Here is a 24,576-nt window from a genome sequence, read left to right as displayed (position 1 = left end):
CATGAAACGCGGTCGATTGCGCGTGCTGCTCGGCGCCGCCCCCGGCGTCGGCAAGACCTACAGCATGCTCGAAGAAGGCCGCCGACTGCAGGGCGAGGGCGGGGACGTGGTCGTGGCGATCGTGGAAACCCACGGCCGCGCGGCCACCGCGCTCCTGGCTGAGGGACTCGAGGTGGTGCCGCGGATGCTCGTGCAGCACCGCGGAATCCAGCTGAGCGAACTCGACCTGGCGGCCGTGCTCGCCCGCCGGCCCGAGATCGCCCTGGTCGACGAGCTCGCGCACACCAACGCGCCCGGCTCGGTCAACCCCAAACGTTACCTGGACGTGGAGGCGATGCTGGCGGCGGGCATCGACGTGATCTCGACCGTCAACATCCAGCACATCGAATCGCTCAACGACGTGGTGCAGCAGATCACCGGGGTGCCGCAGCGCGAAACCCTGCCGGATGCGGTGCTGCGCGCCGCCGACCAGGTGGAGGTCGTCGACCTGGCCCCGCAGGCGCTGCGCGACAGGCTCGCCGAGGGCAATGTGTACCCGGCGGCCCGCATCGACGCGGCCCTGTCGAACTATTTCCGGCTCGGCAACCTCACCGCCCTGCGTGAGCTGGCGCTGCTCTGGCTGGCCGACGAGGTCGACACCGCCCTGCAGAGCTACCGGGCAGAGCACGGTATCTCGACCAAGTGGGAGGCCCGCGAACGCGTGGTCGTTGCGCTCACCGGGGGGCCGGAGGGCGACACCCTCATCCGCCGGGGCGCCCGCATCGCGGCCCGCTCGGCCGGCGGTGAGCTCGTCGCCGCGCACGTGATCAGCCAGGACGGCCTGGCCGCGGCGCATCCGGGCGCGCTCGCGACACAGCGGGCGCTGGTGGAGGAGCTCGGCGGCAGTTACCACCAGGTCGTCGGCGACGACATCCCCCGGGCGCTGGTGGAGTTCGCCCGCGCCGCCAATGCCACCCAGCTCGTGATCGGCGTGAGCCGGCGCAACCGGCTCACCGCGGCGCTGTCCGGGCCGGGCATCGGCAGCACCATCACCCGCGAATCGGGCGATATCGACGTGCACATCGTCACCCACTCCGCGGCCGGCGGGAAGTTCGTGCTGCCCAGGCTCGGCGGGTCGCTCACCGTGCGGCGGCGCCTGGCCGGCTTCGCCCTGGCCCTGATCGGCGGGCCGCTGCTGACCTGGCTGCTGGTCAGTTTCCGCAGCGAGGAGTCGATCACCAGCGACGTGCTCAGCTACCAGCTGCTCGTGGTGGTCGTCGCGCTTGTCGGCGGGCTCTGGCCGGCCCTGTTCGCGGCCCTGCTGTCCGGCCTCACCCTGGACTACTTCCTGGTGCAACCGCTGTACACGGTCACCGTGGCCGAACCGCTGCACCTCTTCGCCCTCTCGCTGTACCTCGTCAACGCCCTGCTGGTGAGTTACGTCGTCGACCAGGCGGCCCGGCGCACCCGTACGGCCCGACGGGCGGCGGCCGAATCCGAGCTGCTGGCCACCGTGGCCGGCAGTGTGCTGCGCGGGGAGGACGCCCTGCAGGCGTTGGTCACCCGCACCCGGGAGGCGTTCGGCCTCGACAGAGTGCGGCTGCTCGCCGGCGGCGCGGTGCTGGTCGAGGCGAGCGCGGCGGATGCGGCGGCGCCGGGCGCTTCGGACGTTCCGGCACCCCCGGCCACGATGGTGCCCATCGGCAGCCGGGCCACCCTGGAGCTCTCCGGACCCGACCTCGCCGCATCCGAACGCCGGCTGCTCAGCGTGATCGCGAGCCAGATCGATGCAGCCCTCGAGCACCGCGATCTCGCCCAGACGGCCAGCGAACTCGGCCCGCTCGAAGAGGCCGACCGGATGCGCAGCGCCCTGCTCGCCGCCGTCGGTCACGACTTGCGCCGGCCCCTCGCCGCCGCGACCACGGCCATCAGCGGGCTCAGGGCCACCGACATCACCCTCACCGACAGCGACCGCACCGAGCTTCTCGCCACGGCCGGCGAAAGCCTGGACACCCTCGCCTCGCTGGTGACCAACCTGCTCGACGTGAGCCGGTTGCAGGCCGGGGCGCTGGCCGTGTCGCTGGGGCCCGTCGACCTCGCCGACGTGGTGCTGCCGGCCCTCGACGAGCTCGGCCTCGGGCCGGACACCGTGCATCTGGACCTGCCGGTCGAGACCGCTCCGGTGCTCGCAGACCCCGGCCTGCTGCAACGCGCGGTGGTGAACCTGCTCACCAATGCCATCCGCTTCTCGCCGGCCGGCACACCCGCCAGGGTGTCGGCCAGCCGGTTCGCCGACACCGTGCAGTTGCGCATCATGGACCAGGGACCCGGCATCCCGGCAGACCGGCGGGGCGACGTGTTCGTGCCGTTCCAGCGGCTCGGTGACACCGACAACGCCACCGGTCTGGGTCTCGGCCTGGCCCTGTCCAAGGGATTCGTCGAGGGCATGGGCGGCACCCTCGAAGCCGATGACACCCCTGGCGGCGGACTCACCATGGTGATCACCCTGCCGACCGTCACGTCCACCGCAGTCCCGGCCAGCAACGAGGTCAGCCCATGAAGATCCTGATCGCCGACGATGACCCGCAGATCCTGCGGGCCCTGCGCATCACTCTCGGCGCCCGCGGTTACGAGATCGTCACCGCACACGACGGTCGTACCGCGCTGGCCGCGATCGTGGAGCAGCACCCCGATCTGGTGATGCTCGACCTCGGCATGCCCAACCTCGACGGGCTCGCTGTGATCGACTCTGTCCGCGCCTGGAACAGCGTGCCGATCCTGGTGGTGAGCGGCCGCAGCGGTGCCTCCGACAAAGTGGAGGCCCTGGACCGGGGCGCCGACGACTACGTCACCAAGCCGTTCTCGATCGACGAGCTGCTGGCGCGCATCCGGGCCCTCACTCGCCGGATGCCCACCAGCGGCGACGAACCGGTGGTCACCTTCGGTGACATCACGGTGGACCTGCCGGCCAAGACCATCACGAGAGCCACGGCCGCCGGGCCGGAACACGTGCGGCTGACCCCCACCGAGTGGCAGATCCTCGAGCTGCTGCTGCGCACACCGGGCAAACTGGTAAGCCGGCAGGCGCTCTACGCCGAGGTCTGGGGCCAACACAAGATGACCGACACCGGCTATCTGCGGCTCTACCTCGCCCAGCTGCGGAAGAAGCTCGAGCCCGACCCGTCCCGGCCCCGCTACCTGCTCACCGAGGCCGGTATGGGCTACCGTTTCGCGCCCGACGCGCCGCCACCCGCCTGAGCCGAGCGGATGCCGGCGGCGGCGATCTGCGGGTCAGGGCGGGCTCAGCGCGTCGGTAGACTGCCAGAACGATGCGCCCCGGCGCTGATGGGGGATGCTGTGGGCACGACGACGAGCGAGCGCGAGTCCGACGCCCTGTTTGGCGAGATTCTCGCCGACAGGCTGATCAGCAGCAGGTTCCAACCCATTGTCGAGCTCGACTCCGGCACCGTCGTCGCCTATGAGGCCCTCAGCCGGGGTCCGGTCGACACCGTGTTCCACAATCCGGTCGCGCTCTTCGACCGCGCCCACGAGCTGGGCCGGGTCGGCGATCTCGACCTGGCCTGCTGGCTGTCGAGCGTGCACACCGCCACCGAACAGGGCTTCACCACTCCGCACACGCTCTTCGTCAATGTGGAGCCGGGATCGCTGCGCCGTGCCGACCTCACCACTGCACCGCATCCGCCGGCGCCCGCTGTGCTCGAGGTCACCGAACGCGCACTGATGAACGACCCGGCCGGACTGTTCTACGCCATCGACCGGGCCCGGGCGATGGGTTACCGCATCGCCGTGGACGACCTCGGCGCCGATCCGGCCTCGCTCGCCCTGCTGCCGCTGCTGGCGCCCGACCTGATCAAGCTCGACATGGCGCTCATCCGTGAGCGTCCCGACCAGGACGCCGCCCGGGTGATGAGCGCCGTCGCCGCGCACGCCGAACGCACCGGGGCCGTGGTGCTTGCCGAGGGCATCGAGACCGAGGAACACCGCGTGACCGCTCGCGCGCTCGGAGCCACCTACGGGCAGGGCTGGCTCTTCGGCCGCCCGGTGGCCGAGGTCCCGAACGCCGCCGCACTCGCCGGGATCAGCTTCCCCGGTGACCCCTCGGCGTCGCTGCCGACCAGCGGCACCCCGTACAGTGTGGTGGCTCCGCTGCGCACCTCCCGGTCGTCCAACCGGGCGTTGCTGGTGCAGATGAGTATCTTCCTGGAATCGCGGGCACTGGCCAGCGGCGACTCGGCCGTGGTGCTCTCGACGTTCCAGCACCACCCCAACCTCACCCCCGCCACCCGGCGACGCTACGAGACACTCGCCGAGACGGCCGGCTTGGTGGCGGTCTACGTCGCCGGGGATGCCGGCCTCGACGGAGCCAACGGCATCCGCGTGACCCAAATCGACCCGACCGACCCGTTGCTCGACGAGTGGGACATCGTGGTGCTCACCGCGGATTTCGCCGCCGTCCTGGCCGCCCGCGAGGTCGATCCCGACAACCACGGCGAGGGCGCGTACGAGTTCGTGCTGACCCACGACCGTGACCTCGCCACCGCCGCCGCCCTCACCCTGATCAGCCGGCTCAGCTCACCGCCGTCGCCAGCGGGCGGTCGTACCGGGGGCGCCGCACCAACAGCGGGCTGACGTCGCCGGCGACGTTGTGCGGCGCGCGTCCTCGTTCGAACACGATGCCCGGCTCGGTGGAGAGCAGGCCGGCCGGGCCGCCGCCGACCACGGCGAGGGCGCAGGCGAGGGTCGACGTCACACTGAGGTGGGTGCCCTCGCGCAGGCCCAGCACCGGCACGTCGTTCTCGTCGAGGAACTCGGTCAGGCGGGTTTCCCGGGAGTCTCCGGCGTGGGCCCCGACCAAGTCGGCGTCCACGTAGTGCGGGTTGATCTGGAACGGCACCAGGCCGAGCGCCTCGAACGACTCCGGCTGCACGATGGGCATGTCGTTGGTGGTGCGGATGCTGGGCGCGGTGATGGTGGCGCCGGCGCTGGATCCCAGGTAGGGCAGACCGTTCTGCACCCGCGCGCGGATGACCGGTATCAGTCCGAGTCGCTGCAGGGCGGCGAGCAGGCGGAAGGTGTTGCCGCCGCCGACGAAGAGCGCCTGCGCTGACGCGACAGCGGCGACAGGGTCGGCGGCCTCGTGCAGGCTGCGCACCCCGATGCCGTGCGGCTCGAATGCGGCCCGCACGGTCGCCGTGTACGCTTCGTGGTCACCGCCGGCGAAGGGCACGAAGGTGATCTCGGTCACCCCGTTCAGGAAGGCGAGGATCTCGGGCAGCGCGTGCTCGAGGTAACCGTGGCCGGGGCTGGTGCAGTTGGCGAGGAGGAGCAGTTGCATGGGATCCTTCCGATCGGGATGATTCTCCGGCGCGCCCGTCGTGAGACCCGATACGGCCCATTCCGTCGCTCGAAAGGTGATCCTACCTTCCTCCGCAAGGGGCCCAAAGAGGTCCAGGTTCCTAGGATGGGATCACGCCCATCGACCACGGAGGTCATCATGTCTGCCATCGACTCGCAACTGCCCGAACTGCCGTCATCCGTCGAACTGGGGATGGGTCAGGGCGGCCTCGCCGTGGCCCGCGTGTTCGCCCGCGCCGGCACCGCCGAGATCTACCTCCGCGGCGCACATGTGAGCGCCTGGGCGCCCACCGGCGGCAGCCCGGTGATCTGGATGAGCGAGCAGAGCGAATACGCGCCGGGGGTGCCGCTACGCGGCGGGGTACCGATCTGCTTCCCCTGGTTCGGTGCGCACCCCACGGATGCCACTGCCCCGTCGCACGGGTTCGCCCGACTGGCCGACTGGCGGCTCGCCGAGGCGCGCGAAGCCGGCGATGACGTGGTGCTGGTCTTTGTGCTCACCGACACGGAGGCCACCCGGGCGTCGGCCTGGCCACACCGGTTCGAGGCGCGTTACACGGTCACCGTCGGTGCCCAGCTGGCGCTCTCGCTGCAGGTCACCAACCTCGACACGGCGCAGCTGAGCTACGAGGAGGCCCTGCACACCTACCTCGCCGTCGCCGACATCCGCCAGACCGAGGTGTCGGGTCTGGAGGGCGCCCCGTTCACCGACCGCCTCACCGGCCCGCGCCCCGCCGAGAGCGAGCCGGTGCGCTTCGATGCCGAAACCGACCGGATCTACCTGGACAGCACGGCCGCCACGACGGTGACGGATACCGCAACCGGCCGGCAGATCACCATCACGAAGCAGGGCTCGGCGAGCACCGTCGTGTGGAACCCGTGGATCGACAAGGCCGCCGCGATGGCCGACTTCGGCGACAACGAGTACACCGGCATGGTGTGCGTGGAGACCTGCAACATCCGCGACAACGCGATCACCCTGGCGCCGGGTGCCGGCCACGAGATGAGCGTGCGGTACTCGGTGGCCTGAGCCGGGCGGCGGATGCGGCGCGACTCGGCCCGGCTCGGCCCGGCCCGGCCCGGCCCGCCTGCAGTATGCGGGGTAGGCGCCGTTATGCGGGTGGCGCGCCGCCCGCATAACGGCGCGTGGCCCGCACAACGAGGAACATCACGCCGCGGCAGGCGCCGCGTGGCGCCCCGGCCGACGTCGCACACGGTAGGCGCGCTCCCCCTCTCCGGCAAGGTGCCGGCCGGAGCTGACCCGCCCGCCGCACCACACCACACGGCACGGCACCGCACCGCACGGCACGGCACCGCACGGAATTCCCCGACCGGTCGGGACGTTGCCTCCTGTGATGCCTATTTCCAGCGAAGCCCTGCCCGTTCCAGATCCCGACACCGCCGGCCCCACCGGCACCCCGAGCCAGCCCGGTCGCACCGCCCTCGTCGCGGGCGCAAGCGGCATCGCCGGATCGGCGCTGGTGGACCTGCTCACAGCCGAGGGCTGGAGCGTCATCGCCCTCTCCCGCACCCCCGTCGCCGCGCGGCCCGGCGTGATCCCGGTCAGCGCCGACCTCCGCAGTGTCGACTCGCTGCGCACCGCCCTGGCCCCACACTTGCCCACCCACGTGTTCTTCACCGCGTGGCTCCGACAGGACACCGAGGCGGAGAACATCGTCGTCAACTCCGCCATGGTGCGCGACCTGCTCAGCGCCCTGGCTGACGCCCCGGTGCAGCACGTGGCCCTGATGACCGGGCTCAAGCAGTACCTCGGCCCGTTCGAGGCCTATGGCCAGGGCGAGGTTCCCGACACCCCGTTCCACGAAGACGAACCGCGCCTGTCGGTGGAGAACTTCTACTACGCGCAGGAGGACGAGCTCTGGGCCGCCGCCCGGGCGCGCGGCTTCACCTGGTCGGTGCACCGCGCCCACACCGTGATCGGCCACGCCGTCGGCAACGCCATGAACATGGGCTCCACGCTGGCCGTCTACGCCGCCATCTGCAAGGAACTGGATCGCCCGTTCATCTTCCCGGGGTCCGAGACCCAGTGGAACGGCGTCACCGACATGACCGACGCCGGCCTGCTCGCCGACCAGATGGTCTGGGCCGCCACCACCCCGGCCGCCGCGGACACCGCCTTCAACATCGTCAACGGCGACACCTTCCGCTGGCGCTGGCTCTGGCCGCGCCTGGCCGCTCACTTCGGCGTCGTGCCGGAGGGCTTCGCCGGCGCCCCGCGGCCGCTCGAGACGCAGATGACGGATGCCCAGCCGGTCTGGGACCGCATCGTGGCCGGCCACGGCCTCGTCGAGTCCGACCTGACCCGGCTGGCGTCCTGGTGGCACACCGACGCCGACCTCGGTCGCGCCATGGAGGTGTTCGCCGACATGGGCCGCAGCCGGGCGGCCGGCTTCACCGGTTACCGCAACACCGAGCAGGCGTTCCTGGACCTGTTCGCCAGGTACCGCGCCGAGCGTCTCATTCCCTAGGCGGAGCCGCCGGAGCGAGCCGGCCGATAGTCTCCAGGCATGATCGTTTCGGGAATCGTCCTCATGCTCGGCGGCATCCTGGTGGCGGCGGTCAGCGAGGCCGCCGCTCGCGGGCGACTCGGGGTCAACTCGGTGGCGGGCATCCGCATGCGCGCCCTGATGATGTCCGAGGCGGCCTGGATCGCCGGCCACCGGGCCGCCCGGATCCCGGTGGGCCTGGCCGGACTGGTCATGTTCCTCACCGGCGCCGCCGTCCTCGCGCTGCGTCCGGACGAGGACACGACCGGACCCCTCGTGCTCGCGGCCGCGGCCGTGGCGGTGGTCCTCGTCCTGATCGGTGCGGCCGTGGCAACCCCGGCCGCGCACCGCGCGTTTGAGCTCGTCGACGAGGACGAGCAGCACTAGCGGCTCAGGACGCCAATCGCTCGGAGGCGCCGGCGCCGACTCTGTCAGCGGCACGTCCGGGCTCGCTGATCTCCGCCCACACCGCATCCAGCGAGAGCCCGAGGACCTCGGCGATCGCCGCGATGGTCGGGAACGCCGGAGTCGCGATTCGGCCGGACTCGATCTTCCGAAGGGTCTCCGGCGAGACGCCGGCAGCCAGCGCGGTGTGCAGCATCGAAACCTCCCCCCTGGCCGAACGCAGGAGGGCGCCGAGGCGCGCTCCACGGTCGAGCTCTGCGGGTGTGAGCGGCAATCTGACCATGACACCGATTCTACCGGGATAATATGGCCGGTATAGTTATTGGTTTCCCGCGAAAGGTGCCGCATGATCGAAATCCTGACCCCCACCGAACTGACCCGAGCGCGAGAGTCGGGCGCCCTGGTCGCCGACATCCTGCACACGCTCAAGCGCCGCAGCACGGTGGGGACCAACCTCCTGGACCTCGACAGGTGGGCGCAGGCCATGATCGTCGAGGCCGGCGCATCGTCCTGTTACGTCGACTACGCGCCATCCTTCGGCCGCGGGCCGTTCGGCCACTACATCTGCACGTCAGTCAACGACGCGGTGCTGCACGGGCTGCCCCACGACTACGCCCTGGCCGACGGGGACCTGCTCACTCTCGACCTCGCCGTGTCCACCAACGGGATCGCCGCGGACTCGGCCATCAGCTTTCTCGTGGGTGACTCGAAGCCCGCGGAGAGCGTCACGATGATCGACGCGACCGAACGAGCCCTGGCCGCCGGGATCGCCGCCGCCGCGCCAGGAGCGCAGATCGGGGATATCTCCGCCGCCATCGGCTCCGTCCTCAGCGCGGCGGGCTACCCGATCAACCTGGAATTCGGCGGTCACGGCATCGGATCGACCATGCACCAGGACCCGCACGTGTCGAACGATGGGCGACCCGGCCGCGGCTACCGACTGCGCCCCGGCCTGCTGCTGGCCCTGGAACCGTGGGTCATGGTGGACACGGCTGCGCTGATCACCGACGCCGACGGCTGGACCCTGCGCAGCGCGACGGGCTGCCGCACGGCACACAGCGAGCATACGATCGCGATCACCGAGGACGGCGCCGAGATCCTCACCCTGCCGACACGGACGAACTCGAGAGGCCCCGCGTTTACATGAGGTGATCAGGAGACTTCGGTAAACTACCCTGAGGTGAGCTGGGAAGTCTGGTCAGCATTCGCATGACCGACCCCAAACCCTCTGGAGTGCCTTGCCACACGACACCCCCATTCCTTCCGCCCCGCAGACGGTTCCCTCGCGCGGCAGCTACCGCGAGAAGCTCCGCATCGGCGCGATCCTGCGCAAGGAGACCGTCGGCGGTTTCCTGCTGGTCTTCGCGGCCGCCGTCGCGTTGATCTGGGCCAACTCGCCCGCCGCAGACAGCTACTTCGCCCTGCGCGATTTCCGCATCGGCTATGAGCCGTGGCACCTGGAGCTGAGCCTGGGCGCCTGGGCGGCCGACGGGCTGCTGGCGATCTTCTTCTTCCTGGTGGGCCTGGAGCTCAAGAAGGAGTTCGTGGCCGGTGACCTGCGCTCCCCGTCCCGGGCGATCGTGCCCGTCGCCGCCGCGATGGGCGGCGTGGCCGTGCCCGCGCTGTTCTATGCCGGCGTCAACCTGGTCAGCCCGGAGACCCTGCAGGGCTGGGCTATCCCCACGGCCACCGACATCGCCTTCGCGGTGGCGGTCCTGGCCATCGTGGGCTCGCACCTGCCCAGCGCCCTGCGCATCTTCCTGCTCACCCTGGCCGTGGTCGACGACCTGCTGGCCATCTCGATCATCGCCGTGTTCTACTCCGACGACGTGCAGGTCGGCCCGCTGCTGCTCGCCCTGATCCCGCTGGCCCTGTACACCTTCCTGGCACAGAAGTACCGGCGCTTCTTCGCCGATCGGGCCTGGGCGGCCTGGTTGATCCTGCTGCCGTTGGGCTTCGCCACCTGGGCGCTCGTCCACGCCGGTGGCATCCACGCCACCGTGGCCGGTGTGCTGCTCGGCTTCGCCGTGCCGGTCATCCACCGCCGCACCCGCCCGGGCGTGGCCGCCGAGGAGGGGCCCGGCCTGTCGGAGACCTTCGAACACCGGTTCCGCCCGCTCTCGGCCGGTTTCGCCGTGCCGGTTTTCGCGTTCTTCTCCGCCGGCGTCACCGTGGGCGGCTGGGACGGCCTGGTGGGCGCCCTCACCGACCCCGTCGCGATCGGCATCATCGTGGGCCTCGTGCTCGGCAAGCCCGTGGGCATCGTGGGCACCACCTGGCTGATGACCAGGCTCACCCCGGTGAAGCTCGATCCGGCGCTCCGCTGGATCGACCTGATCGGCGTGGCGGTTCTGGCGGGCATCGGCTTCACGGTGTCGCTGCTCATCGCCGACCTGAGCTTCGGTGCCGGCTCTCTCACCAACGACCACGCCAAGGTAGGTATCCTCGTGGCGTCGATCACCGCCGCCCTGCTCGCCTCGGTGATCCTGCGCGCCCGCAATCGCCTCTACCACCGCATCGAACAGGCCGACGCGGTGGATGCCGACGGTGACGGCATCCCGGGTGCCTACCAGCAGGGCGAACCCGACCGCACCCCGGCCGACTGACGCCGACGGGCCGACGCCGACGGGCCGGCGCCGACGGGCCGGCGCCGGCCGGGTCAGGCGTTCAGGGAGTACATGCTGAGCGCGTTGCCGTCCGGATCGGTGAAGTCGAAGTAGTCCACGGCCCCCGGCACGTGCTCGAGAGTGCCGAGAATCACGCCCAGCCCGGTGAGGCGTTCGTACTCGGCGGAGGCGTCTGGCACGCCCAGCCGCAGGGTGACCTGGGCGCCCGAGCGCTTCGGCGGCTCCTCGCTGAGTTGCAGGTCGATGGGACCGACCACAAATTCGATCACCCCTGGGGCCGGTTCCACCGAGGGAGTGGACACCTCGAACACCCGCCGGTACCAACGCTCGGCGGCCGGCAGATCGCGAACGGGCAGGCCTACGGTTACGCTCGTCACCTTCATACCGGCCATCTCAGCGCGTGGCCGGCGCGCGCGCAAGGGCCCGCACCCGCGTGAGCGGATGCGGGCCCCGAGCGCTGCCGGCTACGCGGCTACTCGTAGCGGAGCGACTCGATGGGGTCCTGACGAGCGGCACGGAGCGCCGGGATGGTGCCGGCCAGGAACGCCAGGCCCATGACCACCAGGACGATCGTGGCGAGCGCCGCCGGGTCGAACGCCACCAGAGTGAGCCCGGGCAGGTCGGCCAGCAGGGTGTCGGCCAGCAGCGCGTTGGCGCCGGTGCCGGCCAGCATGCCCACGGCGACGCCGAGCGCGCTGCCCATCAGGCCGATGAACACGGCCTCCAGGCTGAACAGGCCGAAGATCTTGCCGCCGCCCAGGCCCATGGCCTTCATCAGGCCGATCTCCCGGGTGCGCTCCTGCACGCTCATCAGCAGCGTGTTGACGATGCCGAAGCCGGCGGCCAGCAGGGCGATCACGGCGAAGGCGTTGAGCACCAGCACGATGCCGTCGATGACGGCCTTGAAGGAGCCGATCTGGTCTTCCACCGTGGTGCCGGTGTAGCCCAGGTCGGTCAGGTCGGCCTTGAGCGTGGCCAGGTCTGCCTCGCTACCGGTCGGATCGAACCGGACGACGGCCTGCGCGTAGCTGTCCTTGCTGGTCTCGGACAGGCCCACACTCTGGGCGTCGTAGAGCGCCTCGGTGAGCACCTCGTTGGCCGTGAACGCCGTCGAGCCCGTCAGGCCTTCCTCTGAGACGCCGACGATGGTGGCGGTCAGCTCGGACTGGGTTCCCGTGACGTCGGTGATGGCCAGGGTGAGCGTGGCGCCCAGGGCGTCGGCGTCATCCGCGAAGCCCAGGGGCGCGACGAACGAGACCGGGATGGCGACCTGGTAGTCGCTGCTTTCCGCGTCGGGTTCTGCGCCCGCGGCGAGGTCCAGCGCCATGCCGGGGATGAAGCTCCCCACGTTGGCCTCGTAGGCGGTGCCGTCGGCCACCTGGACGAAGTCGGGCCTCACGCTCAGCTGCGGCTGGACGGAGAGGACGCCGTCAACGGCGCCGATCGTGTCGAGGTCGTCGGAGGTGAGCGCGATCAGGCTGGATCCCGGAGCGCCGGGTGGCGAGTTCGGGGAATCGATGGCGACCGCGGAGGGATCGTACTCGACCGGACCATCCGTGCTGTCTTCGGCCGCCTTGGTGACCGTGATGACGTCGTCGGCGCCGATCGAGGCGACAGTCGTGTCGATGTACTGGTTGATTCCCGTGCCGACCCCGCTGGTGAGGGTGAGGGTGAACGCGCCGATGAAGATCGAGAGCACCGTGAGGGTGGTGCGGGTCTTGCTGCGCAGGCTGTTCCTGACGGCCGAGCGGATCAGGTCGAAGGCGTTCATGCGCGCACCTCCCCGGTGCTCGTGGCCGAGGCCGGGGTGGCGGGCACCGCGTGCAGGCTATCGACGATGAGGCCGTCGCGGATGTACACCCGACGGTCGCAACGCGCCGCGAGGTCTTCGTCGTGGGTCACGATGATCAGGGTGATGCCGTTGTCCTTCTGCAGCGAGAACAGGATGTCCTCCACGACCTTGCCGGTGGCGGAGTCGAGGTTGCCGGTGGGTTCGTCGGCGAAGATCACGCTGGGATTGTTCACCAGCGCCCGGGCGATCACCACCCGCTGCTTCTGGCCGCCGGAGAGGTCGGTGGCCTTGTTCTTGGCCTTGTCGGCCAGTTCCAGCTGCTCCAGGGCCGCCATCCCGCGGCGTTTGCGTTCGGCGCCGCCGATGCCGGCGATCTGCAGCGGCAGTGTCACGTTGTCGAGCACGCTGGTGTTGGGGGTGAGGAAGAACTGCTGGAACACAAAACCGAAGGTCTCGTTGCGGGTCTGGTTGACGACCTTGCCGCTCAGCGCGCTGGCATCGCGGCCGCTGAGCTCGACAGCACCGGAGCTGGGGTTGTCGAGCAGCGCCAGCAGGTGCATCAGGGTGGACTTGCCCGACCCGCTCTTACCGACGATGGCGATGGACTCGCCCTGGTGGATGTCGAGCGAGACCCCCTTGAGGGCGTCGAACCGGGTGGCGCCGCGGCCATACGACTTGTGTATGTCGCGGGCGGCGAGAATGGGCACGGTCATGGCTGGGCTCTCCTGTGGATGCGGCGGGTGCCGCTGTGTTGTGCGGGCTGCGCGTCGGCGGGCAGCGGGGGTTGGCGTGCCGTTCAACCGGCCACTTCGCGACCGGCCCAACGACACGACTCCAGTCTCCCGGACGTGTCCAGGCCCCGGCGTCCTCCGGCCGTAGGAACCTGCCGGTACCGCCGCTGACACGGTTTCTGCCGGTGCCGGCCCCGGCGTACCACCAACGCAGTACGCCGGGCGCCCGCGCCCGCGGGCTGCCTCCGCCCGGATCGATTGACAGAATGGGTCTGACCCGATCCGCGGGCGGGAGGAACAGTATGCCGAGCCAGCGCACGCGTGCATCCGAGACCGGCCCCGGCCTGCCACTCCCCCGCCGCGGCAGTACCGATCCGGCCCCTGGCACCTTTTCGCCGTTGTCGCGGCTGCCGTTCTGGCTGCGCGACCTGCTCGCGGTTCTGCTCGTACTCGGCCCCGGTTTCGCGGGCACCGACTTCAGCGGCACCGTGTTCTCGAGCCCCGCCGCCGCTGTGCTGGTGGCTGCCTCGGCCGGGTCGATGTTGTTGCGCCGGCGGGCGCCGCTGGTCGGCGCATCCGTGGCCGTGGTGGCCTGCGTGCTCGGCCTGGCGGTGGACGGGCCGATCGTGTCGTATCTGCTGGCCGTTCTGGTCGGGGTGTTCTCCGTGGCCGCGCGGATGCCCCGGCGCACCTCGCTGCTCTTCTCCGGCTGCACCGTGGTGCTCCTGGCCGGCGCCACCCTCGCCTTCCTCGACTCGTCCTGGCACGACGCCCGCGCGATGCTGCAGCTGGCGGCGTTCGTGGGCTTCGCCACCGCCGCCGGCGATGCAAACCGGTCGCACGCCGCCTACATCCGGGGCATCACCGAGCGGGCCCGCCGTGCCGAGGAGACCAAGGAGTCCGAGGCCCTGCGCCGGGTGGCGGAGGAGCGCCTGCGCATCGCCCGCGACCTGCACGACCTGCTCGCGCACCAGATCGCGGTGATCAACCTGCACTCCAGCGTCGCCTCCCAGGCGCTGCCCGACCGGCCGGACGACGCCGAGACGTCGCTGGCCACCATCCGTGCGGCCGCCCGCACCGTACTCGGCGAGATCGGCAGCCTGCTCAACGTGCTGCGCGCCACGGATGCCGGCGGAACCGGCCTGGCGTCGGCTCCCGTCGCCGGGCTCGCCGACCTGGAACCGCTGTTGATCGACTTCGAACGCAGCGGGCTGCGCGTGGAGCACCGGCTGGCCGGCACCCCGAGACCGCTCCCCGGCGCCGTCGACATGGTGGCGTTCCGGGTGGTGCAGGAGGCGCTGACGAATGCGCACAAACACGGCGCCGACCACACCGCGTTGCTGCACCTGGACTACCGGCCGGCGGGCCTGGAGATCACGGTGACCAATACCGTGGCCGCGCAACCCCGCGTCGGATCGGCGGCGGCGGACACCGCGGCCGGCGCCGGGCACGGTCTGCTCGGCGCCAGGGAACGAGTGGGGTCGGTGGCCGGCCGGCTCACCGCCACCAGGGGCCCCGGCCCGGTCTTCAGGTTCACCGCCTGGCTGCCCACCGATCCCGCCGACACCATGACACCGGCCGGTGCCGACGCACCTGTTCCGAGAGAACCCGCAGACCCCCGACCGAATGGTGCCTCATGATCTCCGTGGTTCTCGCCGACGACCAGTCCCTGATCCGCACAGCCGTGGCCGAGCTCGTGTCGCACGAGCCCGGCTTCAGCGTGGCCGGGCAGGCCGGCAACGGGCGCGAAGCCGTGGATCTGGTGCGGGCGCTGCGCCCGGACATCGTGCTGATGGACATCCGGATGCCCGTGATGGACGGCATCCAGGCGACCGCGGCGATCTGCGCCGACCCGGAGCTGGCCGGCACCCGCATCATCGTGCTCACCACCTTCGAGGAAGACGAGTACGTGCTGCAGGCCCTGCGCGCGGGCGCCAGCGGATTCGTCGGCAAGGGAACCGAGGCGCCCGACCTGATGAACGCCATCCGCACGGTGCACGGCGGCGACGCCCTGCTCTCGCCGCGCGCCACGAAGGCCCTGATCGACAGGTACACGGCGCCCGTCGAGCCGGCCGCGCTCTCGGTTCCGCCGGCACTGGCACTGCTCACCGAGCGGGAGCGGGAGATCCTGCTGCTCGTGGGCCGCGGCCACGCCAACAGCGCGATCGCCGAGGAGCTGGTGATCTCCCCGCACACCGCCAAGACCCACGTGAACCGCATGATGACCAAGCTCGGCGCGCACGACCGTGCCCAGCTGGTGATCGTCGCCTACGAGTCGGGCCTGCTCGTGCCCGGCGGGACGGCGTAGCCACCCGCGGGCAACTCGCCGTCAGCGGTAGTGCTGTTCGCCGCGGGCGGCCTTCTCGACCACGTCCCGGACACGTGCGGCCCGCACCGCGGGGGTTTTGATGTTGGCCAGCCGGAAGTAGATCCGGAACCGGTCCACCTTCGTCAGCGAGGCCAGGTACGCGGCCGCCGCCGGGTCGGCGTCCAGGGCCGCCTGCAGGTCCGGCGGGGCGACGGCATCCCGTTGCCGGTAGGCGGCGTCCCACCGGCCATCCGCCTGAGCCCGCTCGATCTCCGCGATCCCGGCCGGCCGCATCCGCCCCTCGTCGATGAGCCGCGCCACGTGCTCCCGGTTGATCTGCGACCACGGGCTGTTCTTGCGTCGCGGTGAGAAGCCGGTGAGAGTGTAGTCGTCATCGAGCCGGTTGGTCTGACCGTCGATCCAGCCGTAGCAGAGCGCCACGTCCAGGGCCTCCGACCAGGTCATTCCCGAAGCTTTCGAGTTCTTCTTACGCAGCTTCAGGCGCACGCCGCCGTCATCGGGCTCGCCGGCCAGGTAGGCCTCCCATTCCTGAACGGTGACGTCGAGGATGACTCGGTCCTGCATTCCCACCATGCGCTTATTTTACGGATGCTCGCGCAGTGCATTTCTCCTGACTTCGCGGCGCCCGCGGCGTAGCATCGGCCGTGGCGGGCACCGCTGACGGCATCGGGATGGGCCCGGGCCCGGTCTCCCGCGAAGGAATGGTGTGACGATGACGAACACGACCATGCAGATGATGGAAATGCACATGAAGGACATGCCCATGCAGGGGATGGACATGATGCTGATGCAGGAATGCATCGAGGCGTGCTCAGCCTGCGAGCAGGCCTGCACGATGTGCGCGGACTCGATGATGGGTGAGGGTATGGCGACGGGGCGAAGCCTGTGCGCCACCATGGCCGACCTGGCAGGCACCATGATGCGTGCGATGCTGCGCCCGAACGGGATGCACATGGAGGGCATGATGGCCATGCACACGGCCACCATGACGATGGCGACCGCCTGCGCCGAGGAGTGTATGAAGCACGCCGGCATGAGCGAGGACGCTCGGATGTGCGCCGAGGCGTGCCGTCAGTGCGCGATGGCCTGCCAGAAGATGATGGACGCCATGACCGGGATGATGCCCACGAGCTGACCCGTGGCCGAACCGACCGCTGCGAGTGGGCCGCTTGGAGGGCTGAGTGCCGGGAGGGCTGACTAGAGCCGCACGACGCTGACACGGCTGCGGCCGCTCGCGAGCACGTTGTAGACGGAGTGCAACGCCACCGGCGCTCCGGCGCTGAGGTGCGCCGTCAGGTCGGCGTGGTTCCAGACCCACACCGTGGCTGTGTCGCTGTCGGCGGCGGTGTCGTCGGGTCCGAACAGGGCGATCCCGATCCACCCGTCGGACGTCGCACGCAGCACGATGCCGTCGGCCCACTTGCTCGGGGTGGCCTCGGCGACCCGCACGTGGATGGGTTGGGTCGCGTGGCCGGCTCCGTGGTTGACGCAGCCATCGCCACCCGTGCTGTTGCACTGCAGGATGTGCAGCGGTTGCGTGATCATTGAGCCTCCTTCACGATCGGCGTTCGTTGCCTCGAGTGTAGGTTCGCGATTTTGGGCTGTCACGCCGGTGCCGTCACAGAACGACACAGACTACGAGCGGTCAGCACCCGACGGGGAACCCGGAACCAGTCGCGGCACCAACCCCACCAGGATCACCATGCCGACCAGCTCGACCAGAGTCTGCGTCACCACGGCCAGCGGCGCCAGGGCCAGGGAGGCCGGCAGGGCGAGGGCCAACGGCAGTACCACCAGCGAGTTGCGGGTGGCGCCGCTGAAGATCAGGGCGCGGGAGGCCGGCACGTCGAGGCCGGCGAGCCGGGCGGCGACCATACCGACCCCGACCAGGATGACCAGGAAGGCGACGTAGAGCGGGACGAGGGTGAGCAACGCCGCGGCCTGGGCCCCCACTGCTGCCAGCTGCGACCCGACGACCACCGCGAGGGTGGCCATCATCAGCGGCACCATGAGCGCCTGCAGGAGGGCCACGATGGCGCGGGCCGCCCCGGCCACCCGTCGCCTGCGGGCACCGAACTGCACCGCCGCCGCGGCGGCGAGGGGCAGCACGATCAGGGCCAGGAACGCCTCGACGAACGGGCCCACCTCGATCAGCGCCACCGCGGCAGGCCCGGCGAACAGCGTCAGGTAGACCGGCAACAGCACGATCTGCAGCAGCATCAGCAACGGCGTGGCGGCCAACAGCTTGTCGCGGGCCCCACCGGCCAGCCCGGTGAACACGATCACATAGTCCACGCACGGGGTGAGCAGCACCAGCAGCACCCCCAGGAGCAGGGCCCGGTCGGCGGCGACGAACCGGCTGAGGCCGAAGACCACCACGGGTACGATCCCGAAGCTGACCGTGAGGACGGCACCCACAAAGCGGAGGTCCAGGAACGATCGCCCGACGCTCACGAGCGGCACACCCAGGAAGGTGGCGAACAGCAGCAGCCCGAGCAGCGGGGTGATGGCGACCGAGAGCATGGGGGCCGTGCCGGGGGCCAGCCAGCCGACCAGGGCGCCGAGCGCTATCGCGGCCAGGTACAGCGCCACCTGGCGGTGTTCCAGCCGCTGCACGATCCCCGCCATGCTCCCACCCTAGAGGCGGGCGAGAGGCCGGGCGGATACGGCGACGCCGGGTCACCGGCCCGCCCAGGTGTCATCGTCGCTGCCTATAGTGGTGGGATGACTACCGACAACACGAAGAACCCGAAGATCCCCGACGGCTCCACGGAGGTCAGCAGCGAAGAGACCGAACGCACCGAGAAGCTCGCGGACGGATCGCAGAGCGACGACAGTTCCCCGACCGAGGACGACACAGCGTCCGGCGGTCCGGCAGACTGACCTGCCGCCTGACCTGCCGCGCCGTTCCCGGCGCCCCACAGCCGCAACCCGGCACGACCCACGCCATACGTTCCGCCAACAGAATCGGTAACACTCGCACCATGATCGACGGCTCCCCCGACTTCCGCGACAGCGGCCTGCAGTTCCCCGATTCCTTCGTCTTCGGTTCCGCGACGGCCTCGTATCAGATCGAGGGTGCCGTCGACGAAGACGGCCGCGGCCCCTCGATCTGGGACACCTTCTCGCACACTCCGGGCGCGGTGCAGAACGGCGACACCGGCGATGTGGCCGACGATCATTACCACCGGCTCGAAGCCGACCTGGACCTGATCCAGAGCCTGGGCCTGGACGCATACAGGTTCTCGATCGCCTGGCCGCGCATCCAGCCGACCGGTCGCGGACCCGTGAACGCGGCCGGCCTTCACTTCTACGAACGACTCGTCGACGGACTCATCAAGCGCGGCGTGACCCCGGTGGTCACCCTGTACCACTGGGACCTGCCGCAGGCTCTGGAAGACGAGGGCGGCTGGACCAACCGCGACACCGCATACGCGTTCGCGGACTACGCGCGGCTCGTCGGCGCGGCACTCGGCGACCGGGTGCCGGTGTGGACCACCCTCAACGAACCGTGGTGCTCCGCCTTCCTCGGCCACGGCTCCGGCGAGCACGCACCTGGCCGGCAGGACAACGCCGCCGCCCTGACCGCCGCGCACCACCTCAACCTGGCCCACGGGCTCGGTGTGAGTGCGCTGCGGGAGGTCGTGCCCGCGACCGCGCAGATCTCGGTCACCCACAATCTGCACGTGATCCGCGGGGACGCCGACTCGGTGCGGCGCATCGAGGCCGTGGGCAACCGGATCTTCACTGGTCCGATGCTGCACGGCGCCTATCCCGCCGACCTGATCGAGGACACCGCCGCCATCACCGACTGGGCGTTCGTGCGGCCCGGCGACGAGGAGCTCATCCACCAGCCGATCGACGTGCTGGGCATCAACTACTACAACACCACCCTGGTGGGGCCGGCCGCGGGAGCGGCCCACGCGGCAGACTCGGCGGCGGGAGCCGCCTCGCGCGCTTCGGCCTTCCCCGGCACCGACGACATTCCCCGGCTCGACCAGCCCGGCCCGTTCACCGAAATGGACTGGAACATCGAACCCAGCGGGCTTCTGCAACTCCTCGAGGCGATGCGGGACGAGTTCCCCGGCCTGCCGCTGATGGTCACCGAGAACGGGGCGGCGTTCGAGGATGTCGTCACGATCGACGACCAGGGCGTGGCAGCGGTGCACGACGACAACCGGGTGGACTACCTGCGTCGGCACTTCACGGCGGCGCATCGTGCCATCCAGAACGGCGTCGACCTGCGCGGCTACTTCGTCTGGTCGCTGATGGATAACTTCGAGTGGGCCTACGGGTTCTCGAAGCGATTCGGTATCGTTCGGGTGGACTACGAGACCCAGGAGCGCACCCTCAAGGACAGCGCCCTCTGGTACCGCACGCTGATCGAAACCCGCCGGCTCCCCTAGCCGTTCGGGGCCGAGCGGTCCTCGTCCTTCGGATTCCGGCGCAGGTGCACGTCGGTGATGGTGACGTTCACCGCGACGATGTTCAGCTCGGTGTGGTGCAGCAGGGACGTCGTGATGGCCTCCCGCAGCTGCTGCGCGGTCTGCGGCATCCGCTCGCCCCAGAACATGCTCGCCTCGACGTTCACCGTGACCGGGCTGCCGGGGGTCGCCACGTCGCCCTCCAGACGGCAGCGACCGATGAAGGTGCCGGCGACGGCGTCGCCGGCCGAACGGATCAGGCCCCTGACGGCGCCTTCGGTCAGGCTCAGGTCGGCCTTGGGTGAGGAGTGCGAGACCGGGATCGAGCGTCCCGCCCTGGCCTCCCGGTGGATGTTGCTGAGGATGCCGGTGACCCAGCTGTCGTCGCGTTCGGGCTCGGACGCGACGTCGTCGTCGAGGATGTTCTTGGCCATCGCCCGGAATCGGGTGAGCGCGTCGAAGGCGATCCGGTTTTCCGGCGCCTTGTTCAGGAAATCGTCCGTCGGGGACTCGCCGCGGTCCATGATTTCGCTGAGCTGCTCGAGGAGGTCTTTGTCGGCGTCGTCGTCGTGACGTGGTGTCATCGCCATTCCTCCATCTCCTGCATCAGCTTCTGCCTGGCCCTGGCCAGGAGACCGCGAACCGTCGACGGAGGCAAATCAAGTTCCTCGGCGATCTCGGCGTAACTGTGCCCGCCAATCTCCCGCAGCGTCCAACACTCCCGCTGCGCTTCGCTCAGAGTACCGAGTGCACGCGTGAGCCGCTCGCGCTGCGATGCCGCTTCGGCCCTCTGGTGGGGAGATTCCGACTCCGGTGCCGGCGCATCCCACTCACCCAGGGGCTGGTCCTGCTTACGCGCACGGATGCGGTCGATCGCCTTGCGGCTGGTGATTCTCATGAGCCAGGCCTTCGTGGCGGCGGGGTCCTGCAACTCGGGCAGACGTTCCCAGGCGGTGATGAAGGTCTCCTGAACCACATCGTCGGAATCGCTGTTGGAGCCCAGAATGCGAGTGGCATAGGCGCGCATCAGCGGCCCGTGGCGGCGGACGAGCACCTCGAAGGCGCGCAGGTCGCCATCCGCGGCACGGGCGGCGAGTATCGAGTCTGCGGCGTCGCCGAGGGGCGCACGCTCCATCGACCCCGTACCTGCCACCGGAGACCTCTCTCTACTCAAGACCAATCTCGCCGACGGATTTCGTGACGAACCGGCCGTGAGATGCGTCTGAACAGTATCAATGAGAATCGGCAAGAGAAAAATCGCCCACCGCACTCTTCGTGCAGCATAGTGACTATCTCACCATCCAGCTTTATTGTCACAGCAGTTCCGCGCCAGCGCGGTCGACGAGCACAGGAGCCCGCCTCATGACCAGCCTCACCCCCGATATCGGTTCGGTCCGCACCGATCTGCCCGCCGGCACATCGCGCGGCAGCACCGTCATCAACGATGCCGTTGTCGCCAAGATCGCCGGCCTCGCCGTCCGCGAGGTCACCGGTGTGCACGCCCTCGGCGGCGGCGCCGCTCGCGCCCTCGGTGCCATCCGCGATGCGATCGGCAGCACCGACCGCAGCCAGGGCGTGAGCGTCAAGGTCAACGGGCCGCACGTCGCCGTCGACCTGAGCATCGTGGCGGAGTACCCGCTGCCGCTGCAGCAGGTCGCCGACGATGCCCGGACCGCGATCATCGACGCCATCGAGACTCTCGTGGGCCTGGACGTCACCGAGGTCAACGTCACCATCAACGACGTGCACCTGCCTGACGAAGCCGACGAGACCGACGAGGTTTCGCAGCCATGAGCGGTTCGAGCGTGACCGTCACCCCGCACGGCGCAAACCGCATCACCGCGCGCGCGATGACCAGACTGGTCTCGGCCGTGGCCGCCGACGCCCTCGCCGTGCAGCCCAGCCAGGTCAAGGTCGACGTGGCCGACGCGGCCGGCCGCCTGGACCTCACCGTGCGCACCCCTCTCCGCCTGCTGCCGCTCGACCGGGGCGAGACGGATACGTCGGTCGACGATGCCCTCGACCGGACCGAACGCGCGCAGCACGACATCCGCGGCACCGTGGCCACCCTCACCGGGGCGGACATCGCCGGGGTGACCGTGCGCCTCACCGGCGCCGGCAGTCGACCGCCCACACCGGTGGACTGACCTCCCTCCCTCCGCACGACACCACAAAGGAACACCACGCCATGACCCGCACGATCCCCTCCTCGGCCCCCGGCACGCTCGCAGCGCGCCAGGCCGTTGCGGCACTGCAGCTGCGTCACCCGGCGGGCCGGGCCACCCGGTCCACGTACACTCAGCAGCCGCGCCGGGAGATCCCCTCGTCATGGTCGGTCGTTGCCATCGCGCTGGCTTCGGTCATCATCGCCGGATGCCTCTACTTCGGCGCCGAACTCGTCCTCGCGCTGCTCGACCGGCCCGCGCTGATCGCTGCCCCCGGCGATGTCCTGCGCTACCTGGGCCAGGTGAACCTGAGCACACCGGTCATGGTGATCCTGGTGGCGGGCGTTGGCACTGTGCTCGTGCTGGCGGCGCTGCTGCCCGAGCGTCAGGAACGACCCGAGGTTGAGGCCATCACCTACGACTCGTTGCGACCGACCCTGCTGCCCACGGTCATGATCCGCCGCATGGACCTGTGACCGACCCAACAACCAAGCCGACCATCCCGAACCACCCCCAAGAGAAAGAGAGAACACGATGAGTGCATCAGACAAGGCCGAGAACACCGCCCAGGACCTCAAGGGCAAGGCCAAGGAAACCCTCGGAAAGGTCACCAACGACGACTCCAAGGTCGCGGAGGGCCGGTCAGACCAGGCCGGCGCCAACCTCAAGCAGGCCGGCGAGAACGTCAAGGACGCGTTCAAGAAGTAGGCTCCTACCGGTCACCCGACCGGCGCCGCCGGATTCCCGGTTGTGCCGGTCGGACAGGCCGCGTTCACGCGCATCTGGGCCGTCGCCGCCTCCGCCGTCCAGGGCAGCTCAAGCCCCGCATCCGATTGCCCCTCCGATACGGGCATCTCCGCAGCGATCGCCGCCAGGCGCTGCGCCAGGGCCAGGGCGAACTCCGCACCCGCGCTGGAATCGTTCACCATCACCACCACGGTCAGGCCGCTCTCCGGGTCGGAGAGCGTCGCCGACAGGAAACCGGGGATCGCGCCGCCGCCGCTGCGCATCGGGCCCAGCTGCTCCGCCCCCAGCCCGTATCGCCGCCACTGGGGGGCGCCCTCTTCCCGCACGCTCCGCCACTGCTGTTCCGCTGCGTCTGGGGAGAGTAATCCTCCGGTGGCCAGCGCCTGCGACCAGGTCTTGAGATCAGCCAGGGTGGACACGGCCCCGCCGGCCACCCCGCTCATGGAGTTGGACAGCCGCGTCACATCGACCGGACGCGTGCAGGCCGGGGTGCCTTCGGTGTCGAGAGCGGCGGCCCATCCCCGCGGGTGGTCGCCCGGCAGGTCGAAGTCCTGCGGATCGGGATACGACGTGTCGCGCAGCCCCAACGGCTCGAACACGTACCGTCGGTAGAGTTCCGGCCAGCTGTCGCCCGTCGCCTCTTCCAGCGCCATCCCGAGAAGTTGCACACCGGCGTCGGAAGGGTTCCACACCCGACCGGGCTGTCCGGTCCTGGTGGATCCGAGCCCGCCGGAGACGAGTTCGAGGGGCGGCCACTGTCGGGTGGGATTGTTGACGAACTGCGGCTCGAGGTTCGGCTGGCCGAGGCCGGCGGTGTGCTGGCACAGCTGACGCAGGGTGATGCCCTGCACCCCGGGCAGGCGGGTCAGGTATGACGACACGGGGTCGTCCAGGCCCACGCGCTTCTCATCCACGAGTCGGAGCAACACCGTGCAGGTCATCGCGCCCGTCAGGGTGCCGATGCGAAATCGCATGTCGGTGGTGAGCGCCCCGCCGCCGGCCGGACGGCCGGTGGTGGGGTCGATGCCGGAGCCCTCGGCACCCGGGCTCGCCAGCCACTGCCCCGCCCACGGCGCCCACACGCCGGCGATAGCGCCGGTCGCGCCGGCCAGGTCCATTCCCTCGTCCAGTGCGGCGTCGAGCGAAACGACGGTTTCGGGGGCCAGTGCGCCCGACGCCGTGTCCGGGCCGATGGGAAACAGTGCCGCCGCATCCACGCAACCCGCCAGGGGAAGCACCAGGGTCACCGTCAGGAGGGCCACCGCGGCCACCCCCGGCCGCCGGTGCCGCCGGTGCCGCCGGCCCAGCGCGTTCAGCCGGCTCATTCCACTCAGCCGGCTCATTCCACTCAGCCGGCTCATTCCACTCAGCCGGCTCAGTCCACTCAGCCGGCTCAGTCCACTCAGCCGGCTCAGCCGGCTCACGGTGCCGGTTCGGCTCCGCGGAAGTCCTCCCCGCTGTCGTGCCTTCTGACCTGTCATGACGACCCGCTGC

General features: G+C 70.1%; 28 protein-coding genes. 17 read left to right on the top strand and 11 right to left on the bottom strand.

Annotation, left to right across the window (positions count from 1 at the left end):
* Position 1 precedes the first annotated feature (1 nt).
* From E3O60_RS12275 to E3O60_RS12265, 3 genes are all read left to right on the top strand, one after another.
* Positions 2–2,539 carry an ATP-binding protein gene (locus E3O60_RS12275; protein WP_134498235.1) on the top strand — a complete coding sequence of 846 codons (2,538 nt, stop codon included), beginning with the start codon at positions 2–4 and terminating at the stop codon, positions 2,537–2,539.
* Positions 2,536–3,237, top strand: coding sequence for a response regulator (locus E3O60_RS12270; protein ID WP_103460188.1), 702 nt, complete (start codon positions 2,536–2,538; stop codon positions 3,235–3,237). The genes E3O60_RS12275 and E3O60_RS12270 overlap by 4 nt, the downstream gene beginning before the upstream one ends.
* Positions 3,238–3,336: 99 nt before the next feature.
* The gene (locus tag E3O60_RS12265) at positions 3,337–4,629 is read left to right on the top strand and encodes an EAL domain-containing protein (RefSeq protein ID WP_166788991.1); all 1,293 of its coding nucleotides are present in this window, start codon (positions 3,337–3,339) and stop codon (positions 4,627–4,629) included.
* On the opposite strand, the gene pepE is transcribed toward E3O60_RS12265, so the two are convergent.
* On the bottom strand, positions 4,568–5,335 hold the full coding sequence (gene pepE, locus E3O60_RS12260) for a dipeptidase PepE (protein ID WP_134480971.1): 768 nt from the start codon (positions 5,333–5,335) through the stop codon (positions 4,568–4,570). The two genes, E3O60_RS12265 and pepE, sit on opposite strands and share 62 nt — an antisense overlap.
* Before the next feature lie 159 nt (positions 5,336–5,494).
* On the opposite strand from pepE, the gene E3O60_RS12255 reads away from it, so the two are divergent.
* The 3 genes from E3O60_RS12255 to E3O60_RS12245 all read left to right on the top strand — a co-directional run bounded on the left by E3O60_RS12255 (position 5,495) and on the right by E3O60_RS12245 (position 8,249).
* On the top strand, positions 5,495–6,385 hold the full coding sequence (locus E3O60_RS12255; RefSeq protein ID WP_166788990.1) for a D-hexose-6-phosphate mutarotase: 891 nt from the start codon (positions 5,495–5,497) through the stop codon (positions 6,383–6,385).
* 325 nt (positions 6,386–6,710) lie between these two features.
* Positions 6,711–7,844 (top strand): SDR family oxidoreductase, encoded by a 1,134-nt coding sequence (locus E3O60_RS12250; protein WP_134498231.1) that lies wholly within the window; start codon positions 6,711–6,713, stop codon positions 7,842–7,844.
* Positions 7,845–7,883: 39 nt separating this feature from the next.
* Positions 7,884–8,249: an SdpI family protein gene (locus tag E3O60_RS12245; protein ID WP_134498229.1), complete on the top strand. Its 366-nt coding sequence runs from the start codon at positions 7,884–7,886 to the stop codon at positions 8,247–8,249.
* A gap of 4 nt (positions 8,250–8,253) precedes the next feature.
* Here E3O60_RS12245 and E3O60_RS12240 read toward each other — a convergent pair whose 3' ends face one another.
* Positions 8,254–8,550, bottom strand: coding sequence for a helix-turn-helix transcriptional regulator (locus tag E3O60_RS12240; RefSeq protein WP_134498227.1), 297 nt, complete (start codon positions 8,548–8,550; stop codon positions 8,254–8,256).
* 63 nt (positions 8,551–8,613) lie between these two features.
* On the opposite strand from E3O60_RS12240, the gene map reads away from it, so the two are divergent.
* Complete coding sequence (gene map / locus E3O60_RS12235) at positions 8,614–9,414, top strand: type I methionyl aminopeptidase (RefSeq protein ID WP_103460182.1); 801 nt, start codon at positions 8,614–8,616, stop codon at positions 9,412–9,414.
* A 91-nt stretch (positions 9,415–9,505) separates the two neighbouring features.
* Complete coding sequence (gene nhaA, locus E3O60_RS12230; protein WP_134498225.1) at positions 9,506–10,873, top strand: Na+/H+ antiporter NhaA; 1,368 nt, start codon at positions 9,506–9,508, stop codon at positions 10,871–10,873.
* A 53-nt stretch (positions 10,874–10,926) separates the two neighbouring features.
* On the opposite strand, the gene E3O60_RS12225 is transcribed toward nhaA, so the two are convergent.
* From E3O60_RS12225 to E3O60_RS12215, 3 genes are all read right to left on the bottom strand, one after another.
* Positions 10,927–11,277, bottom strand: coding sequence for a VOC family protein (locus tag E3O60_RS12225; RefSeq protein ID WP_088457720.1), 351 nt, complete (start codon positions 11,275–11,277; stop codon positions 10,927–10,929).
* An 89-nt stretch (positions 11,278–11,366) separates the two neighbouring features.
* Positions 11,367–12,665 carry an ABC transporter permease gene (locus E3O60_RS12220; protein WP_088457721.1) on the bottom strand — a complete coding sequence of 433 codons (1,299 nt, stop codon included), beginning with the start codon at positions 12,663–12,665 and terminating at the stop codon, positions 11,367–11,369.
* Positions 12,662–13,399, bottom strand: coding sequence for an ABC transporter ATP-binding protein (locus tag E3O60_RS12215; protein ID WP_103460180.1), 738 nt, complete (start codon positions 13,397–13,399; stop codon positions 12,662–12,664). The genes E3O60_RS12220 and E3O60_RS12215 overlap by 4 nt, the downstream gene beginning before the upstream one ends.
* Before the next feature lie 320 nt (positions 13,400–13,719).
* Between E3O60_RS12215 and E3O60_RS12210 the strand changes: the two genes are divergently transcribed.
* Together E3O60_RS12210 and E3O60_RS12205 are read left to right on the top strand one after the other, a co-directional pair.
* On the top strand, positions 13,720–15,057 hold the full coding sequence (locus E3O60_RS12210) for a sensor histidine kinase (protein WP_166788989.1): 1,338 nt from the start codon (positions 13,720–13,722) through the stop codon (positions 15,055–15,057).
* Positions 15,054–15,725: a response regulator transcription factor gene (locus E3O60_RS12205; protein ID WP_088457724.1), complete on the top strand. Its 672-nt coding sequence runs from the start codon at positions 15,054–15,056 to the stop codon at positions 15,723–15,725. Before E3O60_RS12210 ends, E3O60_RS12205 begins: the two co-directional genes overlap by 4 nt.
* Positions 15,726–15,746: 21 nt before the next feature.
* Here E3O60_RS12205 and E3O60_RS12200 read toward each other — a convergent pair whose 3' ends face one another.
* Positions 15,747–16,319: a YdeI family protein gene (locus E3O60_RS12200; protein WP_134498221.1), complete on the bottom strand. Its 573-nt coding sequence runs from the start codon at positions 16,317–16,319 to the stop codon at positions 15,747–15,749.
* A 139-nt stretch (positions 16,320–16,458) separates the two neighbouring features.
* On the opposite strand from E3O60_RS12200, the gene E3O60_RS12195 reads away from it, so the two are divergent.
* Positions 16,459–16,881 (top strand): hypothetical protein, encoded by a 423-nt coding sequence (locus E3O60_RS12195; RefSeq protein ID WP_088458171.1) that lies wholly within the window; start codon positions 16,459–16,461, stop codon positions 16,879–16,881.
* Positions 16,882–16,943: 62 nt separating this feature from the next.
* Here E3O60_RS12195 and E3O60_RS12190 read toward each other — a convergent pair whose 3' ends face one another.
* Both E3O60_RS12190 and E3O60_RS12185 read right to left on the bottom strand, forming a co-directional pair.
* Positions 16,944–17,291, bottom strand: a complete 348-nt coding sequence (locus E3O60_RS12190; RefSeq protein WP_088457726.1) for a hypothetical protein — start codon at positions 17,289–17,291, stop codon at positions 16,944–16,946.
* Positions 17,292–17,381: 90 nt separating this feature from the next.
* On the bottom strand, positions 17,382–18,374 hold the full coding sequence (locus E3O60_RS12185; RefSeq protein WP_134498219.1) for a bile acid:sodium symporter: 993 nt from the start codon (positions 18,372–18,374) through the stop codon (positions 17,382–17,384).
* 96 nt (positions 18,375–18,470) lie between these two features.
* Between E3O60_RS12185 and E3O60_RS18520 the strand changes: the two genes are divergently transcribed.
* Both E3O60_RS18520 and E3O60_RS12180 read left to right on the top strand, forming a co-directional pair.
* Positions 18,471–18,629: a hypothetical protein gene (locus E3O60_RS18520; RefSeq protein WP_165788003.1), complete on the top strand. Its 159-nt coding sequence runs from the start codon at positions 18,471–18,473 to the stop codon at positions 18,627–18,629.
* 101 nt (positions 18,630–18,730) lie between these two features.
* On the top strand, positions 18,731–20,152 hold the full coding sequence (locus tag E3O60_RS12180) for a GH1 family beta-glucosidase (protein ID WP_134498217.1): 1,422 nt from the start codon (positions 18,731–18,733) through the stop codon (positions 20,150–20,152).
* On the opposite strand, the gene E3O60_RS12175 is transcribed toward E3O60_RS12180, so the two are convergent.
* Both E3O60_RS12175 and E3O60_RS12170 read right to left on the bottom strand, forming a co-directional pair.
* Positions 20,149–20,754, bottom strand: a complete 606-nt coding sequence (locus E3O60_RS12175; RefSeq protein ID WP_166788841.1) for an Asp23/Gls24 family envelope stress response protein — start codon at positions 20,752–20,754, stop codon at positions 20,149–20,151. The two genes, E3O60_RS12180 and E3O60_RS12175, sit on opposite strands and share 4 nt — an antisense overlap.
* A complete protein-coding gene (locus E3O60_RS12170; RefSeq protein ID WP_134498215.1) occupies positions 20,751–21,305 on the bottom strand; it encodes an RNA polymerase sigma factor in 555 nt (184 codons plus the stop codon). Before E3O60_RS12170 ends, E3O60_RS12175 begins: the two co-directional genes overlap by 4 nt.
* A 227-nt stretch (positions 21,306–21,532) precedes the next feature.
* Between E3O60_RS12170 and E3O60_RS12165 the strand changes: the two genes are divergently transcribed.
* The 4 genes from E3O60_RS12165 to E3O60_RS12150 are packed head-to-tail and all read left to right on the top strand — an operon-like array spanning position 21,533 to position 23,043.
* Positions 21,533–21,964: an Asp23/Gls24 family envelope stress response protein gene (locus E3O60_RS12165; RefSeq protein ID WP_134408624.1), complete on the top strand. Its 432-nt coding sequence runs from the start codon at positions 21,533–21,535 to the stop codon at positions 21,962–21,964.
* Complete coding sequence (locus E3O60_RS12160; RefSeq protein ID WP_088457732.1) at positions 21,961–22,317, top strand: hypothetical protein; 357 nt, start codon at positions 21,961–21,963, stop codon at positions 22,315–22,317. The genes E3O60_RS12165 and E3O60_RS12160 overlap by 4 nt, the downstream gene beginning before the upstream one ends.
* Before the next feature lie 41 nt (positions 22,318–22,358).
* On the top strand, positions 22,359–22,811 hold the full coding sequence (locus E3O60_RS12155) for a hypothetical protein (protein WP_134408625.1): 453 nt from the start codon (positions 22,359–22,361) through the stop codon (positions 22,809–22,811).
* A 58-nt stretch (positions 22,812–22,869) separates the two neighbouring features.
* Complete coding sequence (locus E3O60_RS12150) at positions 22,870–23,043, top strand: CsbD family protein (RefSeq protein ID WP_088457734.1); 174 nt, start codon at positions 22,870–22,872, stop codon at positions 23,041–23,043.
* A gap of 11 nt (positions 23,044–23,054) precedes the next feature.
* Here the strand turns inward: E3O60_RS12150 and E3O60_RS12145 are convergent, their stop codons facing one another.
* Positions 23,055–24,425, bottom strand: coding sequence for a serine hydrolase (locus tag E3O60_RS12145; RefSeq protein ID WP_134498213.1), 1,371 nt, complete (start codon positions 24,423–24,425; stop codon positions 23,055–23,057).
* Between the last annotated feature and the right edge of the window lie 151 nt (positions 24,426–24,576).

The sequence above is a fragment of the Cryobacterium sp. TMB1-7 genome, from assembly GCF_004402435.1.
GTDB classification, from domain to species: domain Bacteria; phylum Actinomycetota; class Actinomycetes; order Actinomycetales; family Microbacteriaceae; genus Cryobacterium; species Cryobacterium zongtaii.
The sequence above is the reverse complement of the archived record's forward strand: the minus strand, read 5'-3'. Positions and strand labels throughout refer to the sequence as shown.

Coding starts and splice junctions, on each gene's coding strand:
- E3O60_RS12275 (WP_134498235.1), top strand. CDS start 2: ATGAAACGCGGTCGATTGCGCGTGCTGCTCGGCGCCGCCCCCGGCGTC.
- E3O60_RS12270 (WP_103460188.1), top strand. CDS start 2,536: ATGAAGATCCTGATCGCCGACGATGACCCGCAGATCCTGCGGGCCCTG.
- pepE (WP_134480971.1), bottom strand. CDS start 5,335: ATGCAACTGCTCCTCCTCGCCAACTGCACCAGCCCCGGCCACGGTTAC.
- E3O60_RS12255 (WP_166788990.1), top strand. CDS start 5,495: ATGTCTGCCATCGACTCGCAACTGCCCGAACTGCCGTCATCCGTCGAA.
- E3O60_RS12250 (WP_134498231.1), top strand. CDS start 6,711: ATGCCTATTTCCAGCGAAGCCCTGCCCGTTCCAGATCCCGACACCGCC.
- E3O60_RS12245 (WP_134498229.1), top strand. CDS start 7,884: ATGATCGTTTCGGGAATCGTCCTCATGCTCGGCGGCATCCTGGTGGCG.
- E3O60_RS12240 (WP_134498227.1), bottom strand. CDS start 8,550: ATGGTCAGATTGCCGCTCACACCCGCAGAGCTCGACCGTGGAGCGCGC.
- map (WP_103460182.1), top strand. CDS start 8,614: ATGATCGAAATCCTGACCCCCACCGAACTGACCCGAGCGCGAGAGTCG.
- E3O60_RS12225 (WP_088457720.1), bottom strand. CDS start 11,277: ATGAAGGTGACGAGCGTAACCGTAGGCCTGCCCGTTCGCGATCTGCCG.
- E3O60_RS12220 (WP_088457721.1), bottom strand. CDS start 12,665: ATGAACGCCTTCGACCTGATCCGCTCGGCCGTCAGGAACAGCCTGCGC.
- E3O60_RS12215 (WP_103460180.1), bottom strand. CDS start 13,399: ATGACCGTGCCCATTCTCGCCGCCCGCGACATACACAAGTCGTATGGC.
- E3O60_RS12210 (WP_166788989.1), top strand. CDS start 13,720: ATGCCGAGCCAGCGCACGCGTGCATCCGAGACCGGCCCCGGCCTGCCA.
- E3O60_RS12205 (WP_088457724.1), top strand. CDS start 15,054: ATGATCTCCGTGGTTCTCGCCGACGACCAGTCCCTGATCCGCACAGCC.
- E3O60_RS12200 (WP_134498221.1), bottom strand. CDS start 16,319: ATGGTGGGAATGCAGGACCGAGTCATCCTCGACGTCACCGTTCAGGAA.
- E3O60_RS12195 (WP_088458171.1), top strand. CDS start 16,459: ATGACGAACACGACCATGCAGATGATGGAAATGCACATGAAGGACATG.
- E3O60_RS12190 (WP_088457726.1), bottom strand. CDS start 17,291: ATGATCACGCAACCGCTGCACATCCTGCAGTGCAACAGCACGGGTGGC.
- E3O60_RS12185 (WP_134498219.1), bottom strand. CDS start 18,374: ATGGCGGGGATCGTGCAGCGGCTGGAACACCGCCAGGTGGCGCTGTAC.
- E3O60_RS18520 (WP_165788003.1), top strand. CDS start 18,471: ATGACTACCGACAACACGAAGAACCCGAAGATCCCCGACGGCTCCACG.
- E3O60_RS12180 (WP_134498217.1), top strand. CDS start 18,731: ATGATCGACGGCTCCCCCGACTTCCGCGACAGCGGCCTGCAGTTCCCC.
- E3O60_RS12175 (WP_166788841.1), bottom strand. CDS start 20,754: ATGACACCACGTCACGACGACGACGCCGACAAAGACCTCCTCGAGCAG.
- E3O60_RS12170 (WP_134498215.1), bottom strand. CDS start 21,305: ATGGAGCGTGCGCCCCTCGGCGACGCCGCAGACTCGATACTCGCCGCC.
- E3O60_RS12165 (WP_134408624.1), top strand. CDS start 21,533: ATGACCAGCCTCACCCCCGATATCGGTTCGGTCCGCACCGATCTGCCC.
- E3O60_RS12160 (WP_088457732.1), top strand. CDS start 21,961: ATGAGCGGTTCGAGCGTGACCGTCACCCCGCACGGCGCAAACCGCATC.
- E3O60_RS12155 (WP_134408625.1), top strand. CDS start 22,359: ATGACCCGCACGATCCCCTCCTCGGCCCCCGGCACGCTCGCAGCGCGC.
- E3O60_RS12150 (WP_088457734.1), top strand. CDS start 22,870: ATGAGTGCATCAGACAAGGCCGAGAACACCGCCCAGGACCTCAAGGGC.
- E3O60_RS12145 (WP_134498213.1), bottom strand. CDS start 24,425: ATGAGCCGGCTGAGTGGAATGAGCCGGCTGAACGCGCTGGGCCGGCGG.